Origin of the sequence: Acinetobacter sp. AOR14_HL, from assembly GCF_027855175.1 — a bacterium.
Taxonomy (GTDB): Bacteria; Pseudomonadota; Gammaproteobacteria; order Pseudomonadales; family Moraxellaceae; genus Acinetobacter; species Acinetobacter calcoaceticus.
The window spans coordinates 165,286-189,344 of record NZ_JAKTII010000011.1 but is presented as its reverse complement, the minus strand read 5'-3'; the positions used below and the strand labels follow the sequence as shown (position 1 = coordinate 189,344).

The window sequence follows — 24,059 nt, the reverse complement described above, 5'->3', positions numbered from 1 at the left end:
TTAGTGTAGTCCTTTATCGTGCGTGATGGCTTCAACTTCCTTCAACGCTTCTTCACTCAACTGATCAAGGGTGTGATTTGCAATGAAGGAATACACACCACACAGTAGGAAAGATAAAACAATAATTCCTAAACCTAGCGGGATTCCCCATGTCGTAACACCACCACTAAATGAACTCATCAAAAATTCTTTGTTGTAGCCCACAAGTAGCATAAAGCCCACATAAAGCACTAACATGATGACTGTAAGCGTCCAACTTAATGCACTTTTTTTCTTGACCATCTTTTGAAACTTTGGATTGCGTAGAATCTGTTCTACTTGGTTCTGATCCATAACCAAACTCCTTGCCCAGTGCCCAGCCTTGGCCACTTTTTTAATAGTAGTTTCTCAGGATTTAAGTTAGCAAAATTCCGTGTAATTCGTAACTTAGACTTTGGTCGTTAAAATTTAATCAATTTATAGCTTTGTTTCTGCTTGGGGTATGATAGGCACAAGGTTTTAATCATGTGAGTCATATGAACAGCTGGCTGATTATTGGGGTACTCACCCTTTATATAGCACTCTTATTTATTTGTGCTTTTTTTGGTGAAAAGCATGCCAGCCGTCTGAGTACACGTGGCCGCATGTTCTTGTTCAGCTTAACCTTAGGTGTTTACTGCTCATCATGGACATTTTATGGCGCAACAGGAGCCGCTGTTCGCGAAGGCGTGATTTTCTTACCGATTTACTTAGGTCCACTCTTATTTGTCTGGTTCGGCTATGACATTTGGCGACGTTTAGGTCGAGTACGCCAACACCATGCTATTTCATCAATTGCTGACTTTATTGCTGCACGTTACGGGAAAAGTGGGGTATTGGCATCACTGGTTACCATTTTGGCCGTAATCGCAATTATCCCCTATTTGGCCCTACAGCTACGTGCGATTGCTTTAAGTACATCTGTCATTATGGAACAGAATGCTCATATCCATACAACCACCAATAGTGTTTTGCTTTTAACCAGTGTACTGGCTATTTTGGCCATGATTTTTGGTACAAGGCAAATTGCCAATACCGAGCAACATGGCGGTCTCATGCTCGCCGTCGCATTTGAATCTTTTGTAAAATTATTCGCACTCATTTGCGTCGCTTTATTTTTTATTTTTGAAACACCAGCGAACCTAGTCCAAGTTACAGCCGATGTAAACCAAACCTTTCAGGAAGTTCAGTTATTTGGAGTACCTGAAACATTCTGGATTCAGACCTTATTGGCAGGTTTAGCAATTATCTGCCTACCACGTCAGTTTCATGTGGCAGTGGTCGAGCTGCGTGACGAAAAGCATATCCGTGGTGCGCGTAAATGGTTTGCGGTTTATCTCATTTTAACAATTTTAGCCATTATTCCGATCGCAAGCTGGGCGTTGCATGCAGCACCGAAGTTCTTGACTGTACCTGATGTTGCCGTGTTGTCATTACCCCTTAGCTATAACCAAGAAGGACTGGCTTTACTGGCTTTTTTAGGTGGGTTCTCTGCATCGACCGGTATGTTACTGGTTTCGTCAGTTGCCTTGTCTATCATGCTGAGTAATGACTTAATTATGCCTGCACTCTGGCGTTTTAAAGTGCTCTCGCGCCATGATAAGCATCTCCCTAAAGTTCTTAAGTTTAGTCGCCGCATTAGTATCGTTGCAGTGATGCTACTTGGCTTTTTATTCTTCCATTTCTTTAATGATATTAACCAGCTTTCAGTATTTGGTTTATTGGCTTTTAGTGCTGTGGCTCAATTTGCCCCTGCTCTTATTGGTGGTTTGTACTGGCGTGGTGGAAGTCGTCAAGGCGTATATGCAGGCCTCATCATTGGATTTTTAATGTGGAGTTATACTTTACTATTTCCAACGATCTTACGTAGTTTGCCAGAAGCCTATCAGGAAGCGTCTCAGAGTATTTTACTTTTTGGCCCTTTGGGAATCAATGCGTTACGCCCTGAATCATTATTTGGTTTTGAATCATTTGCACCACTCACACATGGCGTAATTTGGTCGCTTGGTTTAAATATTCTTTTATATATCTGGATTTCTAAACTCTACCGCCCAAGTGTGGCAGAGCAAATTCAGGCGGAAAGTTTCTTCTATTATGAAACAAAACCATTGCCATCACCGCACACCTCTACCGATTTAACCTATTTACCGCATGATGCAGCACGTTTAAAAGTAGGTGATCTCTTTGCACTTGCCAAAAGAATTACTGGTGAGCAACCAACAACACAAGCCTTTGAAAATTTCTGTGAACAAAATCATTTAATACTTAATGAAAATAGCATTGCGAATGGTATGTGGTGGCGGTTTACCGAGCAATATCTAGCCGGCATTATTGGGGCAGCCTCTGCACGTACTTTGCTCACTACAGCAATGATTAATAATGGTCTGGCTTTAGGCCAAGTTGCTAATATTTTGGACCAAGCCTCGCAATGGCAACGTTTTAACCAAAACTTACTCATGACCATGATTGACCACATGACCCAAGGTGTCAGCGTAGTTGATAAAAACATGTGTCTGGTGGCATGGAATAATCAATATTTAAAACTGTTTGGTTACCCTAAAGACTTGGTGTACGTTGGCTGTCCAATTGCCGATTTAATTCGTTATAACGCTGAACGTGGTGAATGTGGCCCTGGTTCAGTCGAAGAACATGTACGCAAACGGTTGCACTGGATGAAAGTTGGAAGTGCTCATGAATTTGAGCGTATTCGTAAAGATGGTCGGGTTATTCAAATGCGAGGTAACCCAATTTCAGGTGGGGGCTTTGTTACTACGTTTGCCGACATTACCGCCTTCCGTGCGAATGAAGCAATACTCGAAGCTCGCGTAAAAGACCGAACTCAACAACTTGCCGGTGCTTTAACCGAACAACAGCTGGCCCGTGAACAAGCTGATATGGCCAATATGTCTAAAAGCCGATTTATTGCTGCGGCAAGTCATGACTTATTACAGCCTATGCATGCGGCTCGTCTCTTTAGTACCGTTCTCGAACAAAGCATTGCAACTGAAGAAGACCGTCAAACTTTGCAACAACTTGACCGTGCGTTGTATGGTGCAGAAAGTATGCTCTCTGCCCTACTCGATATTGCCCGCTTAGAAGGCGGCAGCATACAGCCAAAAAGACAGCCTTATCCACTACATGATTTACTCAGCGATCTTGAACTACAGTTTAAATCGATTGCTGCTCAGCGAAATATTTCACTGAAAGTTCATGATGTATCTTTCTGGATTGACACAGATCCACAATGGATTCGACGTATTATTCAGAACTTTGTCAGCAATGCTTTACGCTATACAGCAAAAGGCCGAGTGGTTGTGGGTGTTCTACGCTCGGCGCAACAGTCGGGTCATATTCGTATTGGGGTGTGGGATACAGGACCAGGAATTGCGGAAGAACAGCGAATTAAACTGTTTCAAGAATTCGAACGCTGTGGACATCTATCACCTTGGGGGGAGCAAGGTCTAGGCTTAGGGCTGGCTATTGTGCAGCGTATGACAGGTTTGTTGAATTATCCAGTTCATGTTTACTCGCAACTCGATAAAGGCTCATGCTTTATGATTGAAGTTCCAGTCGTAGAAGCGCCAAAAGTCATTACCCCAACCGTGCAGACAGTACCTTTAAAAACCAAAGCCTACCGTATTTTATGTCTGGACAACGATGAAACTATTTTAGAAGGTATGAGTAGTTTATTAGGTAAATGGGGCTATCAGGTCTTTAAAGCCACTGAACCCGAACAAGCGCTTGAGATTATTCAAAAGGAAAATATTCAGGTCTGGCTCATCGACCAACACCTGAATAACAACCAACTCGGCGTCGATTTTATTATGCAAAATCGACAGCAGGATATTCCAGTTGCTTTAATTACCGCTGACTCTCACCCCGAGTTACCTCAGCAGCTTAAAGAGCTGAATATTGTTTTACTCAAGAAACCACTTAAACCTGCTTCATTAAGAGCTTGGTTATCTGGGCTTAAAATTGCCAGCACAGCAGATTAAATATTTTCTCTTCCAGACTTTTTATTGGTTTGGGAGAGATCCTTGGCAAAAATTATTGGCTTAATTTAAGCCAATAGGCAGAACTGCTCAAAAAGCCTACTTTTACCCATGAAATAATTGACCAAACTTTCCAATGCCCCTTTTCCTATGGCAAAGCCCACCTTTTTTGTAAGTGAACACGTGTACACCTAGTTACAATTTAATAAGCTTATATTTTTTATAAGAAAATAAACCAAAAACTCTCATATACAACTTTAGTCGTATTCCACTTGCATTCTTCATGTTCCATAAATAATCGATGTGCATTTTATATGCTTCAAGATTTCATAGCCCATTTCCAATTTATAAAACATCCATACCAACTTATTAATGCAAAGGACAATTGCCATGAATACTTTTGATACATCCCCACAAGGGCAACTCTCATCTCAACAGTTTTATCGTCAATACAGTGCCAATGCTTTACTTCCTGAATTAGATTGGCAAAGTATTTTTCCCAACAGCAAACTCAATGAAGCACATATCAAAGCATTAAATACCATTTATCAGTGTGCTGTTCCGCTCGCGCTCAATATTTTTCATGATTTGAATTTTGATGTATTTGCCCCAGCTGCTTACCATCCACAAGGTTTGGGTCTATTTGATAAATTAGGTCAACAAGAAGAAAACTTCTTACAAGTCCTCACTACGGAAAGTGAAAATCTAGATCACGATACCCGTCATCAAATCTGGAGCATGCTGCTTCGCGGTGGTGCTGTACTCGTTTTCAAAGCTTGGCTTGGTCATGTCAAACTCGGAGAAAATCAGTTAGACATGACTCAGTTTGATGAACTCTCTGACTTACTCTTTATTAAGACTCATCCAGATCAACTTGCTGAACGTCTACATGTTGATGCAAAAGCAAAACTCGACCATATCTTCTTAATGTATGGCAATGATATTTTTCTAGATCGATTCAACAGCCTAGAAACAGCTGCCCTGTTTGTTGATTTGGGTGTTTATGATGCGGCGTTCTTAAGCTTGCGTGATGACCGCGTGGCTGAATATTTAAAAATGAAGGGCTATGTAACTCAAGAACAAATTGATGATTTGCAATGTGCACTCAACCCGTTGTACTGCGACAGCCTAACCCCAAAACAAGATTGCCTTGCTTAATTCACACATAAAAAAAAAGACCTCAATTGAGGTCTTTTTTTTAATTTTTAGATTTTTCTATCTTCAATATTTAATGCACTAATTGCCAGTACAGCTTGTGTCCGATTTTGTACACCCAATTTTCTAAAGATGGCTGTCACATGGGCTTTAATCGTTGCTTCTGAAACATCGAGCTCGTAGGCAATCTGTTTATTTAATAAGCCTTCTGCAACCATCATCAAAACACGGAACTGCTGTGGTGTTAATGACTGAATACGTTCTGCCAATGCAGTTTCATCTGCCGCTCGAGGGTCAAGATTAAGGTTAGATGGCAAGTTAGGTGGTAACCAGATATCACCTTCTAAGACTTGACGAATCGCTTCACCAATATGACTTGGATGCGCAGATTTAGGGATATAACCCATCGCGCCATGTGCAATCGCACGCTGAATGATTGAAGTTTCTTCATGTGCAGAAACCACAATAATTGGAATAGCTGGATACTGTGCTCGCACATAAACCAAAGCAGAAAAGCCTGAAGCACCCGGTAAATTTAAATCGAGCAATACCAGATCAGGTTCTGCCCCATTTTCCAAACGCTCATAAAACTCATCAACCGAAGCTGTTTCATGAATTTGTGCCTGTGGCAGGCTATAACGTACTGCTTGAATTAAAGCATGACGAAACAAAGGATGATCATCAACGATTAAAATATTCATAAGCGATTAAAGTAATCTTGAGCATAATTGTGGCCTATTGTAACCCTACTATTTAGATGAAAGATACGTTCATCTTATCCATTTTTATGCAAAATGTTGATAAATGCAGAACTCAGCAAAAATTTTCAGATGTTTTTTAACTTTTAATCAAAATTAATCTGTTTTTTATATAAGCTTCCTTTTTATTATAAAAAATATATCACCAATAATTATATAAAATAAAAACAACCACTTAATAAAAAAACAAAGTATAAAAATCCACTATTTATCTTTTATATTTAAAACAGATAAGGTTGACCAATTTCGTTATTTTACAGTTTACCGTCGTTGTTGATTAATAGGTTCAATCACCTTTTTTAGGCTTAGGAACCAAATTATGACTGGTATCACATCACCAAAACCTTTGAATATTGTTGCTGTTTCTGGTGGCTTAAATACCCCATCTAAAACGGAAAGTCTGGTTCAAGCCATTCTTGATGAATTATCTGAAGCAATCGATATTAAAGTTCATTTCATTAAATTAAGCGAAATTGGGCCTTTATTAGGCGGTGCATTTTATCGCAACCAACTTCCACAGCGTGTACAAGACGATCTTGCAGCGGTTGAAGCAGCAGATGCTTTAATTGTAGGTACACCTGTTTACCGTGCTTCTTTTACGGGTCTATTCAAACATTTCTTCGATTTTGTTGAGCAAACTGCATTGGTCGATGTGCCTGTACTTTTAGCAGCATCTGGCGGTAGTGATCGACATGCGCTTGTACTAGAGCATCAGCTTCGTCCATTGTTTAGTTTCTTCCAAGCACAAACTTTACCAATTGGCGTATATGCAACAGATCGCGACTTTACCCCTGAATACACGGTTAAAAGTGAGCAATTAGCAGATCGTATTACGCTAGCAGTAGCTCGCGCATTACCAATTTTAGAATGGGCACCAGCCAAAGGTAAGCGTGCTGAAGTCATCAAATCTAAATCTCAGCAAGCGAACCAAGAGCTTGGGATTAATAAACAGATTGAGCAAGAAGAAGTCTTACCTTCAGCAGCCGTTCCAGATCTTGATGCAGCGGAATCTCGCTTACATCACAAGTCTGGCAAATCATTAACGCATGTTGCCTAACCGCAATATGTCTAAATAAAAATAACGAATTTGGGAGAGCGCACCATGACGCAATTACAACAACCGATTAAATTTGCTTATTGGGTACCAAATGTAAGCGGTGGCCTTGTAGTAAGTAACATCGAGCAGCGTACAGACTGGAGTTACGACTACAATGTTCGACTTGCACAGGCTGCCGAAAAAAATGGTTTTGAATATGCGCTCACTCAAATTCGTTTTACGGCGGGCTATGGGGCAGAAAATCAGCATGAATCAGTCAGTTTCAGTCATGCATTATTAGCAAAAACTGAAAAACTTAAGGTCATTGCTGCTATTCTGCCCGGCCCTTGGAAACCGGCACTCGCAGCTAAGCAACTTGCAACAATCGACTATCTAACCGAAGGCCGTATTGCCATTAATGTGGTCAGTGGCTGGTTTAGAGGAGAGTTTGATGCGATTGGTGAAGAATGGCCAGAGCATGACCAACGCTACGTCCGCTCTGAAGAATTCATTCGCACTCTAAAAGGAATCTGGACCACTGATAACTATAGTTTCGATGGTAAATACTACCAATTCCAAAACTACACACTTAAACCGAAGCCTTTACAAAAACCTTATATTGAAGTGTTTCAGGGTGGTAGCTCCCGCGCTGCACGTGACATGGCTTCTCGTGTATCTGACTGGTATTTCACCAATGGTAATACGGTAGAAGAGATTCAAAAACAAGTCGAAGACATTCGTACTAAAGCAAAAGCCAATAACCATCATGTCAAAATTGGGGTGAATGCCTTCATTATTGCCAGAGATACCGAAGAAGAAGCAAAAGCGGTACTTCAAGAAATTATTGATAAAGCCAATACGGAAGCGGTGAATGCATTTGGCGATGCAACACGTGAAGCAGGTGCAGCCTCACCAGAGCAACAAGGTAACTGGGCGAAATCAAGTTTTGAAGATCTAGTGCAATATAACGATGGTTTTAAAACCAATTTAATTGGTACACCCCAACAAATTGCAGAGCGTATTGTGGCGCTTAAAGAGGTTGGTGTTGATTTGATTCTTTCTGGATTCTTACATTTCATTGAAGAGGTAGAATATTTTGGGGAAAAAGTTCTACCGCTCGTGCGTCAATTAGAACTTCAACAAGAAAAGGAGATAGAACTTCAAGCCAAATCAGCCTAAAAAACTTCAGTAAAAGCAGCGCAAGACAATAAAAACAATAAATTAAAAATAAAGACTTATTGGCTCCAAGACTCGGCTTGGAGCCTTTATTTTTTTAAGATTTTTCAACTTCTCGAATCACTGTTTCAACCGAATAGCGACACCATATTGAAAGTTTCTCGATAAATTCATTTAATGCGGAGGGCTCGAAATGGCTGACAATCATATAGCAAGCATTGCCCATGACTTTAAAGCATTCATCGATTTGTTCATATTGCTTAACCAAATTTTCAATTTCTTCAAATGCGCGTTGTTCATTTAAATGCAAATGAATAAATTGTTTATGTGAATACTGCACGGCAATGGTGTAATTTTTGATAACCCCTGCATCCATCAACTGGGCTATGCGCGCTCCTACAGCCTGCCCTGTCCGGTGAACTCGCTGCCCAATCTCTTTATTTGTTAAACGGGAATCTTGCTTGAGTAATGCAATAATTTTTAGATCAATCGGGTCTAATTCAATATTCATTTTTCATGGCGAAAGAAAACTGGCGGTAATGCTTTCATCTGACTATAGCCGATTTTGCGAGCAGAGAATAATCTTGTTTTATCTCATATCAACAAGAGTGATCTCATGAAACAAGCACTATTAATTATCGATGTACAAAATGATTATTTTAAAAATGGCAAAATGGAATTGGTTGGGCCAGATCAAGCACTAGAAAAAATAAAACAGCTTGAACAATATTTTAGTGAGAAAAATCTTCCAATTATTTATGTACAACATATTAACCCACCACAGGCGAGCTTCTTTCAAGAAAATACCGACGGTGTTTTACTTCACCCTGAACTCAACGCTCAAAACGACGCATTAATTGTGATAAAGCATTATCCAAACAGTTTTTTAGAAACCAATTTAGATGAACTTTTAAAAGCACATCAAATTGAGCAACTCGTGATTACAGGCATGATGACGCATATGTGTATTGACTCAGGGACACGTGCCGCTAAGGAGTTAGGTTATCAACCAATCTTAATTGCAGATGCCACCGCAACACGTGATTTAAGCCATGACGGAAAAACTGTAAAAGCTGAAGACGTGCAAACTGCTTTTTTAACTGCGCTTAGTACATTTGCGAATGTACAAAATACTGCTGACTTTTTAGCAAACTCTTAATAAAGCTTAATAAAAAAGCCCCAAATGGGGCTTTTTTAAAATTAGTTTTGCTTATCAGGATAGACCGTTGCGATTAACTGATCTACGACAGCAGGCTCAGCCAAAGTTGAAGTGTCACCTAAACTATCCAGCTCATTTGCCGCAATCTTTCTTAAAATACGGCGCATGATTTTACCCGAACGCGTTTTAGGTAATGCTGGTGCCCAGTGTAGTGCATCTGGCGAAGCCACTGGTCCAAGTACTTTACGTACCCAGTTAATTAACTCTTTACGCAGCTCTTCCGACTCTGGCACACCCGCTTGCAAGGTCACAAAAGTACAAATACCCTGCCCTTTAATATCATGTGGCATTCCCACAACGGCAGCTTCTGCTACTGATTCATGCGACACCAAAGCACTTTCAATTTCAGCCGTACCTAGGCGGTGGCCTGAAACGTTTAAGACATCATCTACGCGGCCTGTAATCCAGTAATAGCCATCTCCATCACGGCGAGCACCATCACCTGTAAAGTAGTTATTTTTAAAAGTCGAGAAATAAGCCTCAATAAAGCGGTCAGGGTCACCCCAAATGGTACGCATCTGGCCTGGCCATGAATCTTTAATGACTAGATTGCCTTCTGCTATACCTTCTAGCTCATTACCTTCACCATCTACAATGGCAGGTTGAATACCAAATAACGGACGTGTTGCGGAACCCGGTTTTAAAGCTGTTGCTCCTGGCAATGGCGCAATCAAAATACCGCCAGTTTCGGTTTGCCACCATGTATCAACAATTGGGCAACGGCCTTCACCAACTACATTGTAGTACCAGTTCCAAGCTTCAGGGTTAATAGGTTCACCGACCGAGCCGAGTAAACGTAAACTGCTACGATTACTTTCTCGCACATAAGTGTCACCCTCACGCATCATGGCGCGAATCGCGGTTGGAGCCGTATATAAAATAGAGACTTTATGCTTATCGACCACATGACCAAGACGTGCCCATGTTGGATATTGAGGCACACCTTCAAACATTAAGGTTGTGGTGCCATTTGCGAGTGGTCCATAGATCAGATAACTATGTCCTGTAATCCAGCCTACATCGGCTGTACACCAGTACACATCATCTTGTTTTAAATCAAAAACTTCTTTAAAGGTACTTGTAACATAGACCAAATAACCGCCTGTGGTATGCAAGACCCCTTTAGGTTTACCTGTCGAACCTGAAGTATAAAGAATAAATAATGGGTCTTCTGCCTTCATAGGCTCTGGAGGGCAGTTTGCATCAACCTCCATAATAATAAGGTGATACCACAAATCACGGCCCGGCTTCATTTCAATTGGGTTTGCATTACGGTAAACCACAATCACGTTTTCAACACACTCAGTACCCGGCAACGCTAAAGCCAAATCAACGTTTTCTTTGAGTGGTAATAGTTTTCCGGCACGTAGACTTGAGTCTGCGGTAATCACCAGTTTCGCTTGGCTGTCTTCAATACGACTTGCCAAAGAATCTGGCGAGAACCCACCAAATACCACACAGTGAACCGCGCCAATACGAGCACACGCTAACATGGCAATTGCAGCTTCAGTGACCATTGGCATATAGAGCACAACGCGATCACCTTTACCAATGCCATATTTCTTTAAAACGTTGGCAAAGCGGCAGACTTCATCATGTAATTCTTTATAAGAAACGATTTTATGGCGAGAAGGATGATCACCTTCCCAAATAATTGCAGGTTTATGAGGATGTTCTTTAAGATGCCTGTCTAGGCAGTTTGCCGACACATTCAACTCACCATCAGCAAACCATTCAATTTTGAAATTGTCTTTGTCAAAACTCGTATTTTTAACTTGGGTAAATGGCTTTATCCAATCGACAATTTTAGCTTGCTCTGCCCAGAATTCATCTGGGTTCTCGATAGAGTGTTGATAACGTTTAAAGTAGTCTGCTTCAACAGTACGAGCTGTTTTTTTAAATTCCTCTGGTACTGGATAGATCTCATTCATACGCAACTTCCTTGATCTTGTGCATCCCATCTCGAGACTGTGGCTATTATTTTACTGGATCTTATTTGCATGCCTTTGCAGTATGATGACTCTTTCAAAGTCCAAACAATGCGACTTTGGTCATATATTAACCGCTTACTCAAGCATACGAAATTGTGAACATTTTTATAAAATTAAGTTGATTTAAAACATTTGTCTATAGCTTTTACTTTTATAATTTTTTCAAGATTTGATGGTTTTGATCATCAACAAAGATTATTTTGTCTCTCATACGCAACACAGGAATAAAATAATATGTTTGCCCAAACAACCTCTTCACGCCCACCCCAGCTTCCTTTTAAAGATAGCCCTTTTTCAATTCATGGGCGCTTTAATCGTATGAGCTATTTAGGTGGGTATGGTCTCATCTATTTGCTTACCATAGTAGGCTACTTTATTTTGGCCTCGTTTCTTGGAAGTTTTCAGCTATCCAGCGATCTATTTAATTTTGAATTTTATAGCTCTCTTTCAGGCATTAGCGCTTTAGTCATCTGGGCTTTTTGGCTGTTTTTAATTTATTTAAATATTGTTCTCGTTGTTCGACGTCTGCACGATTTAAATAAGAGCGGCTGGATGGGTTTGCTGTTGCTTATTCCGGTTGTTCAATTCTTTTTTATGATTTATTTACTGCTTGCCTCAGGTACGGCAGGCACTAATCAATATGGCCCTGTTCGACCATCAACATTTATAGAAAAGCTCATGGCTTGGCTTATTTTAGTGGCTATTTTAATTAGCCTCATTTCAACAGCAGGAATTTTTTATTATTTCTCAGGAACCGATACCCTAGAGACACCGACACAAATCTTACAAAAAGGAACGGAATACTTTTAATTAAAAAACACTTTATTATTCAGATGAACTCATTATAGTAGGCGCACATTTTATCTCCTACTATGATGAAAGCCGAAAATCGCTTTCATAATTTTTTTTAATTGAGACTTGTCGTGGCTGATGAACAAAAATCCTTAACAGATGTCGCAAAAAATACAGGTGAACTTTTGCAAGAAGCGGGTACTAAAACCACTCAAACAGTTTTAGCCCATACTGAAAAGTATCATGATGCCTATACCACAATCGATAAAATTGTGGATAGCTTCTGGGAACGTGTGCCTTATATTTGTATTGCGATTATCGTTTTTATTATTTTTTGGCTACTGACCAAATTATTTAAATTCTTTGTTCGTAAAACATTAGAAAACCGCTCTTACACGCGTCAAAACCTCGTTTTGGTCTTAAACCGTGTAGGCAGTACAGCGATTTTATTCTTTGGTTTCTTAATTGCTTTAGTTATCTCGATTCCGGGGTTTACGCCAGGGCAATTAATGAGTGCACTAGGAATTGGTTCCGTCGCAATTGGTTTCGCATTTAAAGATATCTTTCAGAACTTACTATCAGGCATCTTAATTTTACTCAGCGAACCTTTCCGTATTGGCGATGACATTATTGTCAACAACATGGAAGGAACTGTAGAAGATATTCAAATCCGTGCGACCTTTTTACGTTCACCCGATGGCCGTCGTATTGTTATTCCTAACGCGACTGTTTACACCAGTGCAGTAACTGTAAATACTGCCTATCAACGTCGCCGCTGTGAATTTGTAGTCGGAATTGGCTATGAAGACGATGTCCAAAAGGCAAAAGCTGTCATTCTTAAACTACTCGACAACAGCCGTAATGTGCTTAGCCAACCTGCATTTTCGGTCAACGTAACGGCTCTTGCAGATTTCTCTGTCAATCTAACCGTTCGTTGGTGGGTAGACACAACGGAAACAACCACCTCTGCTTCGATTAGTGAAATTCAGGAATTGGTTGTAGATGCGTTTGATGAAAACAACATCTCAATTCCATATCCGGTACAAGAAGTAAAAGTGTATCGTGGTGATCAACCAACTGAAGAAACTGTTAAGCCAAATGCTTAAGCTGCGAATAAGCGTCCTAAAATATAAGAAATAGACGTCTCAGTTCTTAAAATACGGTTGCCTAAGCTCACTGCTTGGCAGCCGTTTTTTGTGAGCAAATCAACCTCATAAGGGATAAAACCACCTTCGGGTCCGACCACAACACTACAGGCGTGATCAATATTAATTGGCATATTTTGCTCTGCATATGGATGGGCTACATAGGCAGGGCATACTTCTGAAATTAAGATAGGCAAGACATCTTCAACAAAAGGCTTAAAGCGTTTATACATTTGAATTTCAGGAACAATCGTGTCCCCTGCTTGCTCAAGTCCCAAAGTAACGTAGTTGTCGATTTGCTGTAAAAAGGGAGTCTGCCAGTAACTTTTATCGACCCGATAACTATGAATCAGACTAATTTTTTCAACACCTAAAGTCACACTGTCCATAATTAAACGGCGTAAAACTTTAGGTCTGGGTAATGCCACAATTAAATGAACCGGAATTTTTGCAGGTACAGCTTCTTCACTGATAGGCTGAAGACAGACTTCTTGCTCGTTAATCGAAACAATTTCCGTGATATAACGTGCGCCGTTACGGATACCAACTTTTAGATTTTGGCCAACCGTAATATCAAGATGTTCACGTAAATGCTGTAATTGGCGCTTTGAGTGAATTGACCACGTGTCTGACTGAATATCTTCAGGCTCTAGTAAAACGATATTCATGGTTTATCGGCCAAATACCGGTTAATTACGCCAATATGTTTTTGCAATGAGCCTTGATTACGTTGTAAGACCTTATGCGCCTGCTCAACTACTTGCTTTGCTGCTTCCGGCTCGGCTAAACATGCCATCCAGATTGCTACAACTTGCTCGGCGTCTTGGGCAATCAGTACACCATTTTCATCAATGAATTCATCAACAATCGTTTGGAAGTTAAAATAACGTGGTCCAATTACTGTTGGAACATTTAAAACCATAGGCTCTAAAATATTATGTCCACCGCCTGGCTCATTTAAAGAACCGCCCACAAAACACACCTGACTTAAGGCATACCATAACCAAAGTTCACCCATGCTATCGGCTAGATAAACCTGTGTACTGGTATGAATACTTTGGTTCAAACTTCTACGATGAGTAATTAAATCTAAGTTTTGGCAAATTTCAAATACTTCATCGAAACGTTCAGGATGTCGAGGTACAACAATACAAACTAAATCTGGATCTGACTTTAAATAAGGCTGAAGTGCCTGCAAAATTTGTTGTTCTTCTGGTGCATGTGTACTGGCAATTGTCAGGACTTTCCGTTGCCCCAAATACCATAGCTGGTGTAGCTTTGCAGCCTGATTTACAAATGTTTCAGGGGCGTGAATATCAAACTTAATATTTCCAACCACCTGACTTTTTTGTTGATCTAAGCCAAGTTCTACATAACGTTGTCGAGTCGCATTATCTTGTGCCAACACCCAGTCAATTTTTTTCAGCATTCCTGCTGTTAGACCTGTAACTCGCCCATAACCCTTCGCTGATTTTTCTGATAACCGTGCATTTAATAATAAACATGGAACATGCTGCTGTTTGGCCTGATCAATTAAATTTGGCCAAAGTTCTGTTTCAACCAATGCTAAAAGTTTTGGCTGATACAACTCAAAAAATTGTTTTAAAAGATGCTTCTGGTCAACAGGCAAATAAACTGCTTGAAACAAGTCTAAATAAGGGGCTTTTAAAAATAACGATTTGGCACGTGCCTGCCCCGTTTTAGTCGTATTGGTTACTAAAACAGGTTGTCCAAGTTTAAGATAATGCTCGATTAAAGGCTGAGCAGCGTTAGTTTCTCCAACCGAGACAGCATGGAACCAGATTGCTCTCACATTCTTCGGAGATTCAAACGGCCCAAATCTTTCAAGACATTCCTGATTATATAATTCCTGGCTTTCTGCACGTTTTTTTATCCGCCAGCGGTAAAAGGGTTTTAATAAATGAAGTGCGGTGTTGTACCAAAAAGGGGTCGCCAAGCGGTTTGCCTCAAATAGTCAAAATTTAAAAACTGGGGAAAATATAACATAGATAGAAAAAATGGCAGAGTTTCGATACCTAAACTCTACCATTACAAGAAAAGCGATTTACTGAGTTCATAAATAAACTAGGTCAGCAAACAGTCATTTCAAAAAATTTACGAAGCTTCTAGCGTTGGATAGTCTGTATAACCTTCAGCGCCTTTAGCATATAAAGTCGTTGGTTGAAGTTCATTTAAAGGCAAGTCTTGCTCTAAACGCTGTAAAAGATCTGGGTTGGCAATATATGCTTTACCAAAAGATACTGCGTCAGCTTCACCATCACGCAAAATACGTTTTGCCGACTCTGGTGTTAGATTTTCATTCGCAATCCATACACCGTTAAATTTTTCACGAAGTTTTGGACTAATGCTGTCGGCAGCTTCATATTCACGAGAGAAAATGAAAGCAACATTACGTTGGTTCAACTGCTCAACCACATAACCAAATGTCGCTAACGGATTTTCATCACCCATATCATGCGAATCACCACGCGGTGCAATATGAACACCAACTCGGCCAGCACCCCACACTTCAATAAACGCATCAATCACTTCTAATAATAAACGTGCGCGGTTTTCAACTGGACCACCATACTCATCATTACGTTGGTTGGTGTTACTTTGAAGGAACTGGTCAATTAAATAACCATTTGCCGCGTGTAACTCAACACCATCAAAACCAGCTGCTTTAGCCAATTCTGCTGAATGTTTATATTGAGCTACAACCTCCTTAATTTCTTCAATTGAAAGCGCGCGTGGCGTTACATATGGACGTTTAGGACGTAATAAACTCACTTCACCCGCAGGTTGAATTGCACTTGGTGCAACAGGAATATCGCCATCTAAAAGTTCAGGATGCGAAATACGGCCTACATGCCATAGTTGAGCTACAATTTTTGAACCTTGAGCATGAACTGCCTCAATAATTTTATTCCAAGCCTGTGCCTGCTCTTGTGACCATAATCCTGGAGTTTCTGCATAACCTACAGTTTTTGAACCAATCACTGTTGCTTCAGTCAAAATAAGACCAGCATTTGCACGCTGTTGATAATATTCAACCATTAAATCATTCGGTACTCGGCTTTCACCACTACGCGCACGCGTTAAGGGAGCCATTACCAATCGATTTTTAATTTCAAAATCACCAACCGTTAAAGGAGTATTGAGTTCAGCCATAGTCGCCTCGACTTACACTTTAAATAGTAATTAAAGTGTTTGTTTTAAATGTTCGATATATTGCTGAATCAAAGCTTCGTTACGTGAAAAATAAGACCATTGACCATATTTTTGGACCTGAATTAGCCCCGCCTGTTGTAAAACAGACAAATGATTAGACATTGTAGACTGTGCTACTTTACCCAATCGTTCAATATGACCTGCACAAACACCCTTCTCAAAACTACCACCACACTCTTCCACCGGTAAATAATGTGCAGGTTCTTTCAACCATTGCAAAATTTGCCGACGTAGCGGATTGGAAAGGGCTTTGCTAATTGCATCAATATCCATAGGCTCAACACGTCTTTTAAACGAACAAAGCTTTATTCAGCATTTCGAAAACATAATATCGCATTTTTGCGATATTCATATCTATTTTTTCCGATATTCATATCGCATTTTTTCGATTAACATTTGAAGGCTGAACTGCTTTGCCGTTTTAATCGCTAAAAATCCAAGAGTTCTACATATTCATAGATGAACTGTATTTAAACTAAAAGTTCAGCAGACTCTTATAAACCTTGTTTTAAGCTCGCCTCAATAAAGCGATCAAGGTCACCATCAAGAACAGCACCCGTATTAGAGTTTTCAACGCCAGTACGTAAGTCTTTAATACGCGAATCATCTAATACATACGAACGAATCTGGCTTCCCCAACCAATATCAGACTTCGAGTCTTCTAAGGCTTGAGCCGCTTCATTACGTTTTTGCATTTCCAACTCATACAGTTTCGCACGTAACTGTTTCCATGCATGGTCACGGTTAGCATGTTGTGAACGTTGGTTCTGACACGCCACCACAATACCTGTTGGAGTGTGAGTCAAACGAACTGCCGAATCGGTTTTGTTAATATGCTGACCACCAGCACCAGATGCACGGTAAGTATCTGTACGAACATCAGAAGGATTAATATCAATCTCAATATTGTCATCAACTTCTGGGGAAATAAACACCGCAGAGAATGAGGTATGACGACGGTTACCACTGTCAAATGGTGATTTACGAACTAGACGGTGTACACCTGATTCAGTGCGCAACCAACCGTAGGCATATTCACCTTCAACACGAATCGTTGCAGACTTAATGCCCGCCACATCGCCATCAGATACTTCCATGAGTTCAGCTTTGAAGCCATGACGTTCGATCCAGCGCATATACATACGTAATAGCATAGATGCCCAGTCTTGCGCTTCAGTACCACCCGAACCTGATTGAATCTCGACATAGCAAGGATTCGGGTCCATCGGGTTGCTAAACATACGACGGAATTCAAGTTTAGCCAGTTCATCTTCTGCAGCGCCAAGCTCAGACTGAACATCTTCAAGTAGGCTTTCATCATCGGCTTCTACGGCCAAATCTAGCATTGCTTTTGCATCTTCAAGTTGTGTTGACAAGCCATCCAACACATTAATAACGTTTTCTAGTTCGCCCTTTTCTTTCGCCATTGCCTGAGCACGGCTTTGGTCATTCCAAATCGCAGGGTCTTCTAACTCACGTAAAACTTCTTCTAAACGTTCTTTTTTCAGATCGTAGTCAAAGATACCCCCGTAGTGTTTGGCTACGATCAGTTAAGTCTTTCAATTGGTTTAGATAAGGATTAATTTCCACGCGAGTGTTCCCATAAAAGCAGATAAACAGTCGATTATTTTAGCATAGCTTGCCATTCTCAAACAAAAGGACTAAAACTTATTGTTTTTTATTATTTTAATCGTGATAAACAAATATAATAATATTGATTAATATTATAAAAACATATTAAAATTAACAACTTAAAATCTTAATAACTTTACAATATTCATTACTAGAGTTTTTCTCATGAAAAAATCAAATATTTTATTCGCAATCCTTACTGCTACATGTGCTTTCAATGCAAATGCCTATCAAACTGAAGTTGGTACAATGTACGAATTTACAGATATGGATGGGGGAGAAAATAATAGCTTCGGTATTAACGGCAAATATTATTTTAATCCAGTAGAAGCAAAAACTTTCCCTTTAGCTGAAGCTGCTTTTTTAAATAAATCTTCAAATATTGGACTAGGATATGCATATAGCAAACTAGAAGATGATGAAGATTCTGGAAAACTCGAATTTAGTTCTGTAGGCATTACAGGTGAATACTTTATTCCAAATACCCAACTGTATTTATCAGGAGCATTTAACCGTACAAAAACCGAAGTCACTGCAAATGATTTTGGTTCGGTTGATGATAGTGGTAACGGCTATGCTGTAGAGGTCGGTTTCCTACCAACCGATGGCTTATTATTGGCTGCTGGTGTAACAGATTTGTCTGAAAGTTTTGATCCAATGCAAGCAGCTAAATATGGCTTTATTACTTCGCTCTCAAATTCCGCAGCCGTAACTGGTGAAGATGATGATACAGCCGTAACTCTACGTGCGAAGTATGTAACTCAAATTTCTGGTTTTTATACTAATTTTGAAGGCCAAACTTATATTGGAGATGAAACTACTTATCGTTTAGGTGCAGATCTTTATCTTGATCCAACTTTAAGTATTGGAGCATCTTTTGCAGACTCAACAGCAGAAGATTCAGATACAATTTTTAGTCTTCGCGCACAAAAATTCTTTACACCACAAGTAGCAGTAGGCTTAACTTATACGACTGTTGAGGATGCTGATTCTTTTGGTATTAATGGAACATTCCGTTTCTAATTCATAAGAATTTATTAATTAAAGATATAAACGCTTGGATAGATTTATCTGAGCGTTCTTCAGTTCATTTTAATTTTAACCAGTAACATCCTCATACAAAATTGGGTACTTTTACAGCAATTTTTATGATCTACACAAAATCTCCTCAATTTTAATAAAATAAAACATTATTAACTTTTATTTAATAATCAATAATTTAAATAGATCAAGTTTACAGAAAAAACACATAGTTACAGTATGGTTACTTGAGCAAGATTGACGCATAAGCATTTTGGTCTAGACTAAAAGTTGTAACAAAACATTTATAAAATCGCTTTTTAGAGGGGAGAGATTCCATGAAAAAACTAGCAATTGCATCAGCTCTTTTATCTGCACTGGCAGTAAGTGGCGCAGCAAACGCTTACCAAGCTGAAGTTGGTGGTTCTTACAATTATCTTGATCCAGATGACGGCAGCAGTGTAAGCAAATTCGGTGTTGACGGGACTTATTACTTTAATCCTGTTCAAACTCGTAACGCTCCACTTGCTGAAGCAGCTTTCTTAAGCCGTGCAAGTAATGTTAACGCTCTTATCAACTATGGCGATAACAGCGGTACTAAAGACACTCAGTATGGCGTAGGTGTTGAATACTACGTTCCTAACTCAGATTTCTACCTTAGCGGTGATGTAGGCCGTAATGAGCGTGAAATCGATAACACTAATATTGATAGTAAAGTTACGACTTATGCTGCTGAAGTAGGTTATTTACCAGCTCCAGGTTTATTACTTGCTCTAGGTGTTAAAGGTTACGACGAAAAAGACGGTAAAGACGGCGCTGATCCAACAGTTCGTGCTAAATACGTAACTCAAGTAGGTCAACATGACGTAAACCTTGAAGCGTTTGGTGCGTTTGGTGACCTTGACGAATATAAAGTTCGTGGTGACTACTACATCGATAAAACTTTAAGTCTTGGTGTGGATTACTACAATAACGACTTAACTGATAAAGATGAATTTGGTATTAATGCTAAAAAATTCTTAAATCAACAAGTAAGTCTTGAAGGTCGTATTGGTTTCGGTGACAACGATAACACTTATGGTGTTCGTGCAGGATACCGTTTCTAATATCGCTTAAAAAGCACATAAAAAAATCCGCTCTAATGAGCGGATTTTTTTATTGGTTTAAATGCACAATACGCAATTGTAAATTTACATTGCCATTAAATGCATTACGATCCATTTCATATACTAAATGAACTTCATCTCGCATAGGATTAAATTCAAAACGACCAGCTGCATTAAATGCAATCGCATCAAAAGTATATTGATCTAGGGCTAACCTAAGTTTTAAATGTGTTTCTTTAAGCCAGCGATAATCGACGACCTTAAATTTCCCTTCAAACTGAGGAAAAGGGAATTTTTGCCCCCATGGTCCAAGCTGCTCTATCCAGTCCAATGTGTCTAGTTGCAAAGCAGAAGCTGGTAACTCTCCATCCGTCCATAGTGTTGCTTGGAATAGAGATTCTTCCATGGCTGCAACACAGCCAGTAAAAACAGTTTTAAAAGCATCAAAGTTTTCTTTTCGAATCGTTAAGCCAGCCGCTGCCGCATGTCCACCAAAATGGCTCACCAATTCTGGATGTTGTTCAGCAACTTGTTCAATTGTATCTCGAATATGCACGCCATCAATTGAACGCGCAGAGCCTTTAATATGGATACCATCTTCATCTGGTGCAAAAACAATGGTTGGTCGATGGAACTGTTCTTTTAAACGACCTGCTACAATCCCAATCACACCTTGATGCCAACTCTCTTCAAAGAGTACAAGGGCTTGTGGAATATCTTCTTTTGAGAGTTGCAAACTATCTAAAGCAGATAAAGCTTGTTGCTTCATCTCCCCTTCTATCTGGCGCCGCTCTATATTGAGTTGATTTAATTGCTGAGCAATTGGATAGGCAGTTTCCATATTCTCTGCAAGTAAACATTCAATCCCAATACGCATGCTTTCCATACGTCCAGCAGCATTAATACGGGGGCCTATAACAAATCCTAGATCTTGTGCACGTAATGAACTCGCCTCTCTACCAGCAATATCCAATAGCGCTAAAATTCCAACTCGGCATTGGTGTTGTTGGATTCGCTTTACACCTGCATCCACCAATATACGGTTGTTATAATCTAATACAGCAACATCGGCATAAGTTCCCAAAGCTACTAGATCTAGATATTGAGTGACTTTACTTGTGCTTTTGCCTTGCTTGTTACGTAAACTTGCCAAATTTGCCAGCACATAAAATGCAACGCCAACACCGGCAAGCGCCTTACTTGGAAAATCACAACCTAACTGATTTGGGTTAACAACTGCTTGCGCCGGAGGTGTTTCTTTAGTTGTTAAATGGTGGTCGGTAATAATGACCTGCATATCCAAGGCCTGAGCAGTTTCTACACCTGCATGGCTGGAAATTCCATTATCGACAGTAATTAATAGATCTGGTTGATAAGTTTGATGAGCAAGCTCTGCAATTGCAGGCGTAAGCCCATAACCGTACTTAAACCGATCGGGAACCAAATAATCGACTTGTGCCCCCATATCGCGAAGCACCAATACCATTAACGCGGTGCTGGTTGCTCCATCGGCATCATAGTCCCCGACAATAACAATTTTTTTCTGCTCATCAATGGCTTGATCCATTAATGCGACAGCGGTTTCTAGACCTTTGAGCTCTGGAGCAAGTAAATTCTTAAGCTTGAGCTCTAATTCCTGTTCAGATTGAACTCCACGTCTTGCCAAAATCTCGGCAATAAACGGCGGCACGCCCTGAAACTGTTCAGGGCGTGTCAATAAAGGTCTTTGTTTGATTTGTATTTTTGTCATTTAAGGCATCAGCCGGTGCAGCATCCATTGACCGTCGATTTTTTCATAACTCAAGCGGTCATGTAAACGATTTGGTCGCCCTTGCCAGAATTCATAATAATCTGGTTGCAGACGATAGCCTCCCCAGAACTCTGGCTTATCAAGCACTTCACGGCTTTCGACTTGCTGTTGTAAGTCTTGAAAGCGCTGCTGTAACAGCTCTCGGCTTTCAATTTTGCCACTTTGTGGAGTACTGATATGCGCTGCAATCTGGCTATCACGTGGTCGTTTCCGATAGTAATCTGTAGATTCCTGTTCAGAAATTTTTACTACATGACCACCAACTCTTACCTGACGCTCTAGACTCGGCCAGTAAAATAATAATTCAGCATATGGGTTTTCTGCCAAATCTATACCTTTCTGACTGTCATAGTTAGTATAAAAATCATACCCAGCTTCTGTAGCACCGCGCAACAAAACTGTTCGAACATGTGGTCTGCCATTAGCACCCACTGTTGCTAACGACATGGCATAAGGTTCATGCAAATTGGCGGCTAGAGCATGGTTAAACCAACCAAGAAACTGCTGATGAGGGTTTGACTCAACCTGCCCCTCATACAACTCGCCTTGCTCATAGCTCAAGCGTAATTCACTTAAATCTTTGATGACATCACTCATGTCATGCACCTTATGCGACTTGTGCTTGTGAACGAACTGAATCTGCTAAATGCTGAGCTAAAGCATTCACTTCTTGCTCATCATCACCTTCAACCATGACACGAATCACAGGCTCTGTTCCAGACTTACGAATCAAGATACGTCCACGACCTTTAAGCTGTGCCTCTGCTTTATCAAATTCAGTAACCAATGCTGGAATAGAATATGGATCAAGCATTTGTTCTAAACGTACATTTAAAAGAACTTGTGGGAATAGTTTAAAGTCTTGCACCAATTCATGAAGAGCCTTATTTTGCTCGACCATCACAGTTAAAACTTGAAGTGCAGCGATAATGGCATCACCAGTCGTACTCTTGTCTAGAGTTAGAATATGACCAGAAGGTTCGCCCCCTGTCACCCAACCATTTTCTTCTAAAGCCTGTAATACATAGCGGTCACCGACTTTTGCACGAACAAAATTAACATTTGCTTTTTCAAGTGCAACTTCAAGTGCCATATTACTCATGACAGTACCAACAATACCAGCTGGCTTATTTTGCGCCTGAGTCGCCAAGATATATAGGATATGGTCGCCATCAATTAAGTTACCAAACTTATCAACCATCACAACCCGGTCAGCATCACCATCAAAGGCAATACCTAAATCTGCTTGGTGCTCAACCACTGCTTTTTGCAAGTGTTCAGGATGTGTTGAACCACAGCTTTCATTAATATTTAAGCCATCTGGTTCATTATATAAAGCAATGACTTTTGCACCTAGCTCACGGAAAACTGAAGGGCCAACGCTATATGCAGCACCATGAGCACAGTCCAACACAATCTTTAAATTATTTAAATCAAAGTGGTAAGGGAAAGTAGATTTACAAAATTCGATATAACGACCGTTTGCATCATTTACACGAACACTTTTACCTAAGTTTGCAGTGTCCTCAATGAATAAGTCTTTTTCTAATTCAAGGTTAATTTCTTCTTGTAATGAATCAGGTAATTTTTTGCCTTCACTTGAGAAGAATTTAATCCCATTATCATAATATGGATTATGTGATGCAGAAATAACAATACCTGCATGTGCATGCAAAGCACGAGTAAGATGTGCAATTGCTGGTGTTGGTAATGGACCAAGTAGATGAACATATACGCCAGCAGCGTTTAAGCCTGCCTGCAAAGCAGATTCTAAAATATAACCAGATAAACGTGTGTCTTTTCCTAATACAACGAGCGGTTTATTTTTTGGACTCGTTCGTTTTAATACCTTCCCTGCAGCAAAACCGAGTTTTAAAGCAAACTCTGGAGTAATAGGCATTTGCCCAAATTTTCCACGAATACCATCCGTTCCAAAATAACTCATAGCTTATCTCATTCTTACGCCACTTCAGCG

At 40.0% G+C, this 24,059-nt stretch carries 21 protein-coding genes; 9 read left to right on the top strand and 12 right to left on the bottom strand.

What is annotated here, in order from left to right; all coding sequences use genetic code 11:
- Window positions 1–333 (bottom strand): DUF485 domain-containing protein, encoded by a 333-nt coding sequence (locus tag MKL38_RS11020; protein WP_003654032.1) that lies wholly within the window; start codon window positions 331–333, stop codon window positions 1–3.
- 182 nt (window positions 334–515) lie between these two features.
- Between MKL38_RS11020 and MKL38_RS11015 the strand changes: the two genes are divergently transcribed.
- Together MKL38_RS11015 and MKL38_RS11010 are read left to right on the top strand one after the other, a co-directional pair.
- Window positions 516–4,013 (top strand): hybrid sensor histidine kinase/response regulator, encoded by a 3,498-nt coding sequence (locus MKL38_RS11015; RefSeq protein ID WP_270903418.1) that lies wholly within the window; start codon window positions 516–518, stop codon window positions 4,011–4,013.
- Window positions 4,014–4,400: 387 nt separating this feature from the next.
- Window positions 4,401–5,168, top strand: a complete 768-nt coding sequence (locus tag MKL38_RS11010; RefSeq protein WP_005038058.1) for a hypothetical protein — start codon at window positions 4,401–4,403, stop codon at window positions 5,166–5,168.
- Window positions 5,169–5,215: 47 nt separating this feature from the next.
- Here MKL38_RS11010 and MKL38_RS11005 read toward each other — a convergent pair whose 3' ends face one another.
- Window positions 5,216–5,866 carry a response regulator gene (locus tag MKL38_RS11005; protein WP_003654038.1) on the bottom strand — a complete coding sequence of 217 codons (651 nt, stop codon included), beginning with the start codon at window positions 5,864–5,866 and terminating at the stop codon, window positions 5,216–5,218.
- A gap of 376 nt (window positions 5,867–6,242) precedes the next feature.
- On the opposite strand from MKL38_RS11005, the gene msuE reads away from it, so the two are divergent.
- Window positions 6,243–6,980, top strand: coding sequence for an FMN reductase (gene msuE / locus MKL38_RS11000; protein WP_004639934.1), 738 nt, complete (start codon window positions 6,243–6,245; stop codon window positions 6,978–6,980).
- 45 nt (window positions 6,981–7,025) lie between these two features.
- Entirely contained in the window at window positions 7,026–8,138 is a 1,113-nt protein-coding gene (gene sfnG, locus MKL38_RS10995; protein WP_035358286.1) for a dimethylsulfone monooxygenase SfnG, read from the top strand.
- A 94-nt stretch (window positions 8,139–8,232) separates the two neighbouring features.
- Here the strand turns inward: sfnG and MKL38_RS10990 are convergent, their stop codons facing one another.
- Window positions 8,233–8,646, bottom strand: coding sequence for an Lrp/AsnC family transcriptional regulator (locus tag MKL38_RS10990; protein WP_132070587.1), 414 nt, complete (start codon window positions 8,644–8,646; stop codon window positions 8,233–8,235).
- A 105-nt stretch (window positions 8,647–8,751) separates the two neighbouring features.
- On the opposite strand from MKL38_RS10990, the gene MKL38_RS10985 reads away from it, so the two are divergent.
- Entirely contained in the window at window positions 8,752–9,294 is a 543-nt protein-coding gene (locus tag MKL38_RS10985) for a cysteine hydrolase family protein (RefSeq protein WP_270903269.1), read from the top strand.
- A gap of 41 nt (window positions 9,295–9,335) precedes the next feature.
- On the opposite strand, the gene acs is transcribed toward MKL38_RS10985, so the two are convergent.
- A complete protein-coding gene (acs, locus tag MKL38_RS10980; protein ID WP_270903268.1) occupies window positions 9,336–11,285 on the bottom strand; it encodes an acetate--CoA ligase in 1,950 nt (649 codons plus the stop codon).
- 294 nt (window positions 11,286–11,579) lie between these two features.
- Here acs and MKL38_RS10975 point away from each other — a divergent pair, with 294 nt between their 5' ends.
- The gene (locus MKL38_RS10975; protein ID WP_017391034.1) at window positions 11,580–12,155 is read left to right on the top strand and encodes a DUF805 domain-containing protein; all 576 of its coding nucleotides are present in this window, start codon (window positions 11,580–11,582) and stop codon (window positions 12,153–12,155) included.
- Between the two features lie 113 nt (window positions 12,156–12,268).
- A complete protein-coding gene (locus MKL38_RS10970; protein ID WP_270903267.1) occupies window positions 12,269–13,243 on the top strand; it encodes a mechanosensitive ion channel family protein in 975 nt (324 codons plus the stop codon).
- Here the strand turns inward: MKL38_RS10970 and MKL38_RS10965 are convergent.
- The 5 genes from MKL38_RS10965 to prfB form a co-directional block, all read right to left on the bottom strand.
- The gene (locus tag MKL38_RS10965; RefSeq protein ID WP_270903266.1) at window positions 13,240–13,950 is read right to left on the bottom strand and encodes a 16S rRNA (uracil(1498)-N(3))-methyltransferase; all 711 of its coding nucleotides are present in this window, start codon (window positions 13,948–13,950) and stop codon (window positions 13,240–13,242) included. The two genes, MKL38_RS10970 and MKL38_RS10965, sit on opposite strands and share 4 nt — an antisense overlap.
- Entirely contained in the window at window positions 13,947–15,239 is a 1,293-nt protein-coding gene (locus MKL38_RS10960) for a 3-deoxy-D-manno-octulosonic acid transferase (protein WP_270903265.1), read from the bottom strand. The genes MKL38_RS10965 and MKL38_RS10960 overlap by 4 nt, the downstream gene beginning before the upstream one ends.
- Window positions 15,240–15,397: 158 nt before the next feature.
- Window positions 15,398–16,456: an alkene reductase gene (locus tag MKL38_RS10955; RefSeq protein ID WP_080027976.1), complete on the bottom strand. Its 1,059-nt coding sequence runs from the start codon at window positions 16,454–16,456 to the stop codon at window positions 15,398–15,400.
- Between the two features lie 30 nt (window positions 16,457–16,486).
- Complete coding sequence (locus tag MKL38_RS10950; protein WP_002121891.1) at window positions 16,487–16,789, bottom strand: ArsR/SmtB family transcription factor; 303 nt, start codon at window positions 16,787–16,789, stop codon at window positions 16,487–16,489.
- Window positions 16,790–17,010: 221 nt separating this feature from the next.
- Window positions 17,011–18,106, bottom strand: a protein-coding gene (prfB, locus tag MKL38_RS10945; RefSeq protein ID WP_100222431.1) for a peptide chain release factor 2 whose coding sequence is annotated in 2 segments (ribosomal slippage) — window positions 17,011–18,033 and window positions 18,035–18,106 — 1,095 coding nt in all. Because the reading frame shifts where the segments join, the coding sequence is not laid out codon by codon here.
- A 207-nt stretch (window positions 18,107–18,313) separates the two neighbouring features.
- Here prfB and MKL38_RS10940 point away from each other — a divergent pair.
- Window positions 18,314–19,171 (top strand): putative porin, encoded by an 858-nt coding sequence (locus tag MKL38_RS10940; protein WP_209831725.1) that lies wholly within the window; start codon window positions 18,314–18,316, stop codon window positions 19,169–19,171.
- Between the two features lie 335 nt (window positions 19,172–19,506).
- The gene (locus MKL38_RS10935) at window positions 19,507–20,274 is read left to right on the top strand and encodes a putative porin (protein WP_005038035.1); all 768 of its coding nucleotides are present in this window, start codon (window positions 19,507–19,509) and stop codon (window positions 20,272–20,274) included.
- 49 nt (window positions 20,275–20,323) lie between these two features.
- Here MKL38_RS10935 and recJ read toward each other — a convergent pair whose 3' ends face one another.
- From recJ to glmM, 3 genes are read right to left on the bottom strand one after another with little or no spacing between them, the layout of a single operon-like run.
- Window positions 20,324–22,024 carry a single-stranded-DNA-specific exonuclease RecJ gene (recJ, locus tag MKL38_RS10930; RefSeq protein ID WP_132070601.1) on the bottom strand — a complete coding sequence of 567 codons (1,701 nt, stop codon included), beginning with the start codon at window positions 22,022–22,024 and terminating at the stop codon, window positions 20,324–20,326.
- Window positions 22,025–22,681, bottom strand: a complete 657-nt coding sequence (pdxH, locus tag MKL38_RS10925) for a pyridoxamine 5'-phosphate oxidase (protein WP_017391039.1) — start codon at window positions 22,679–22,681, stop codon at window positions 22,025–22,027.
- 10 nt (window positions 22,682–22,691) lie between these two features.
- Window positions 22,692–24,029, bottom strand: coding sequence for a phosphoglucosamine mutase (gene glmM, locus MKL38_RS10920; RefSeq protein ID WP_003654068.1), 1,338 nt, complete (start codon window positions 24,027–24,029; stop codon window positions 22,692–22,694).
- Window positions 24,030–24,059: the final 30 nt, after the last annotated feature.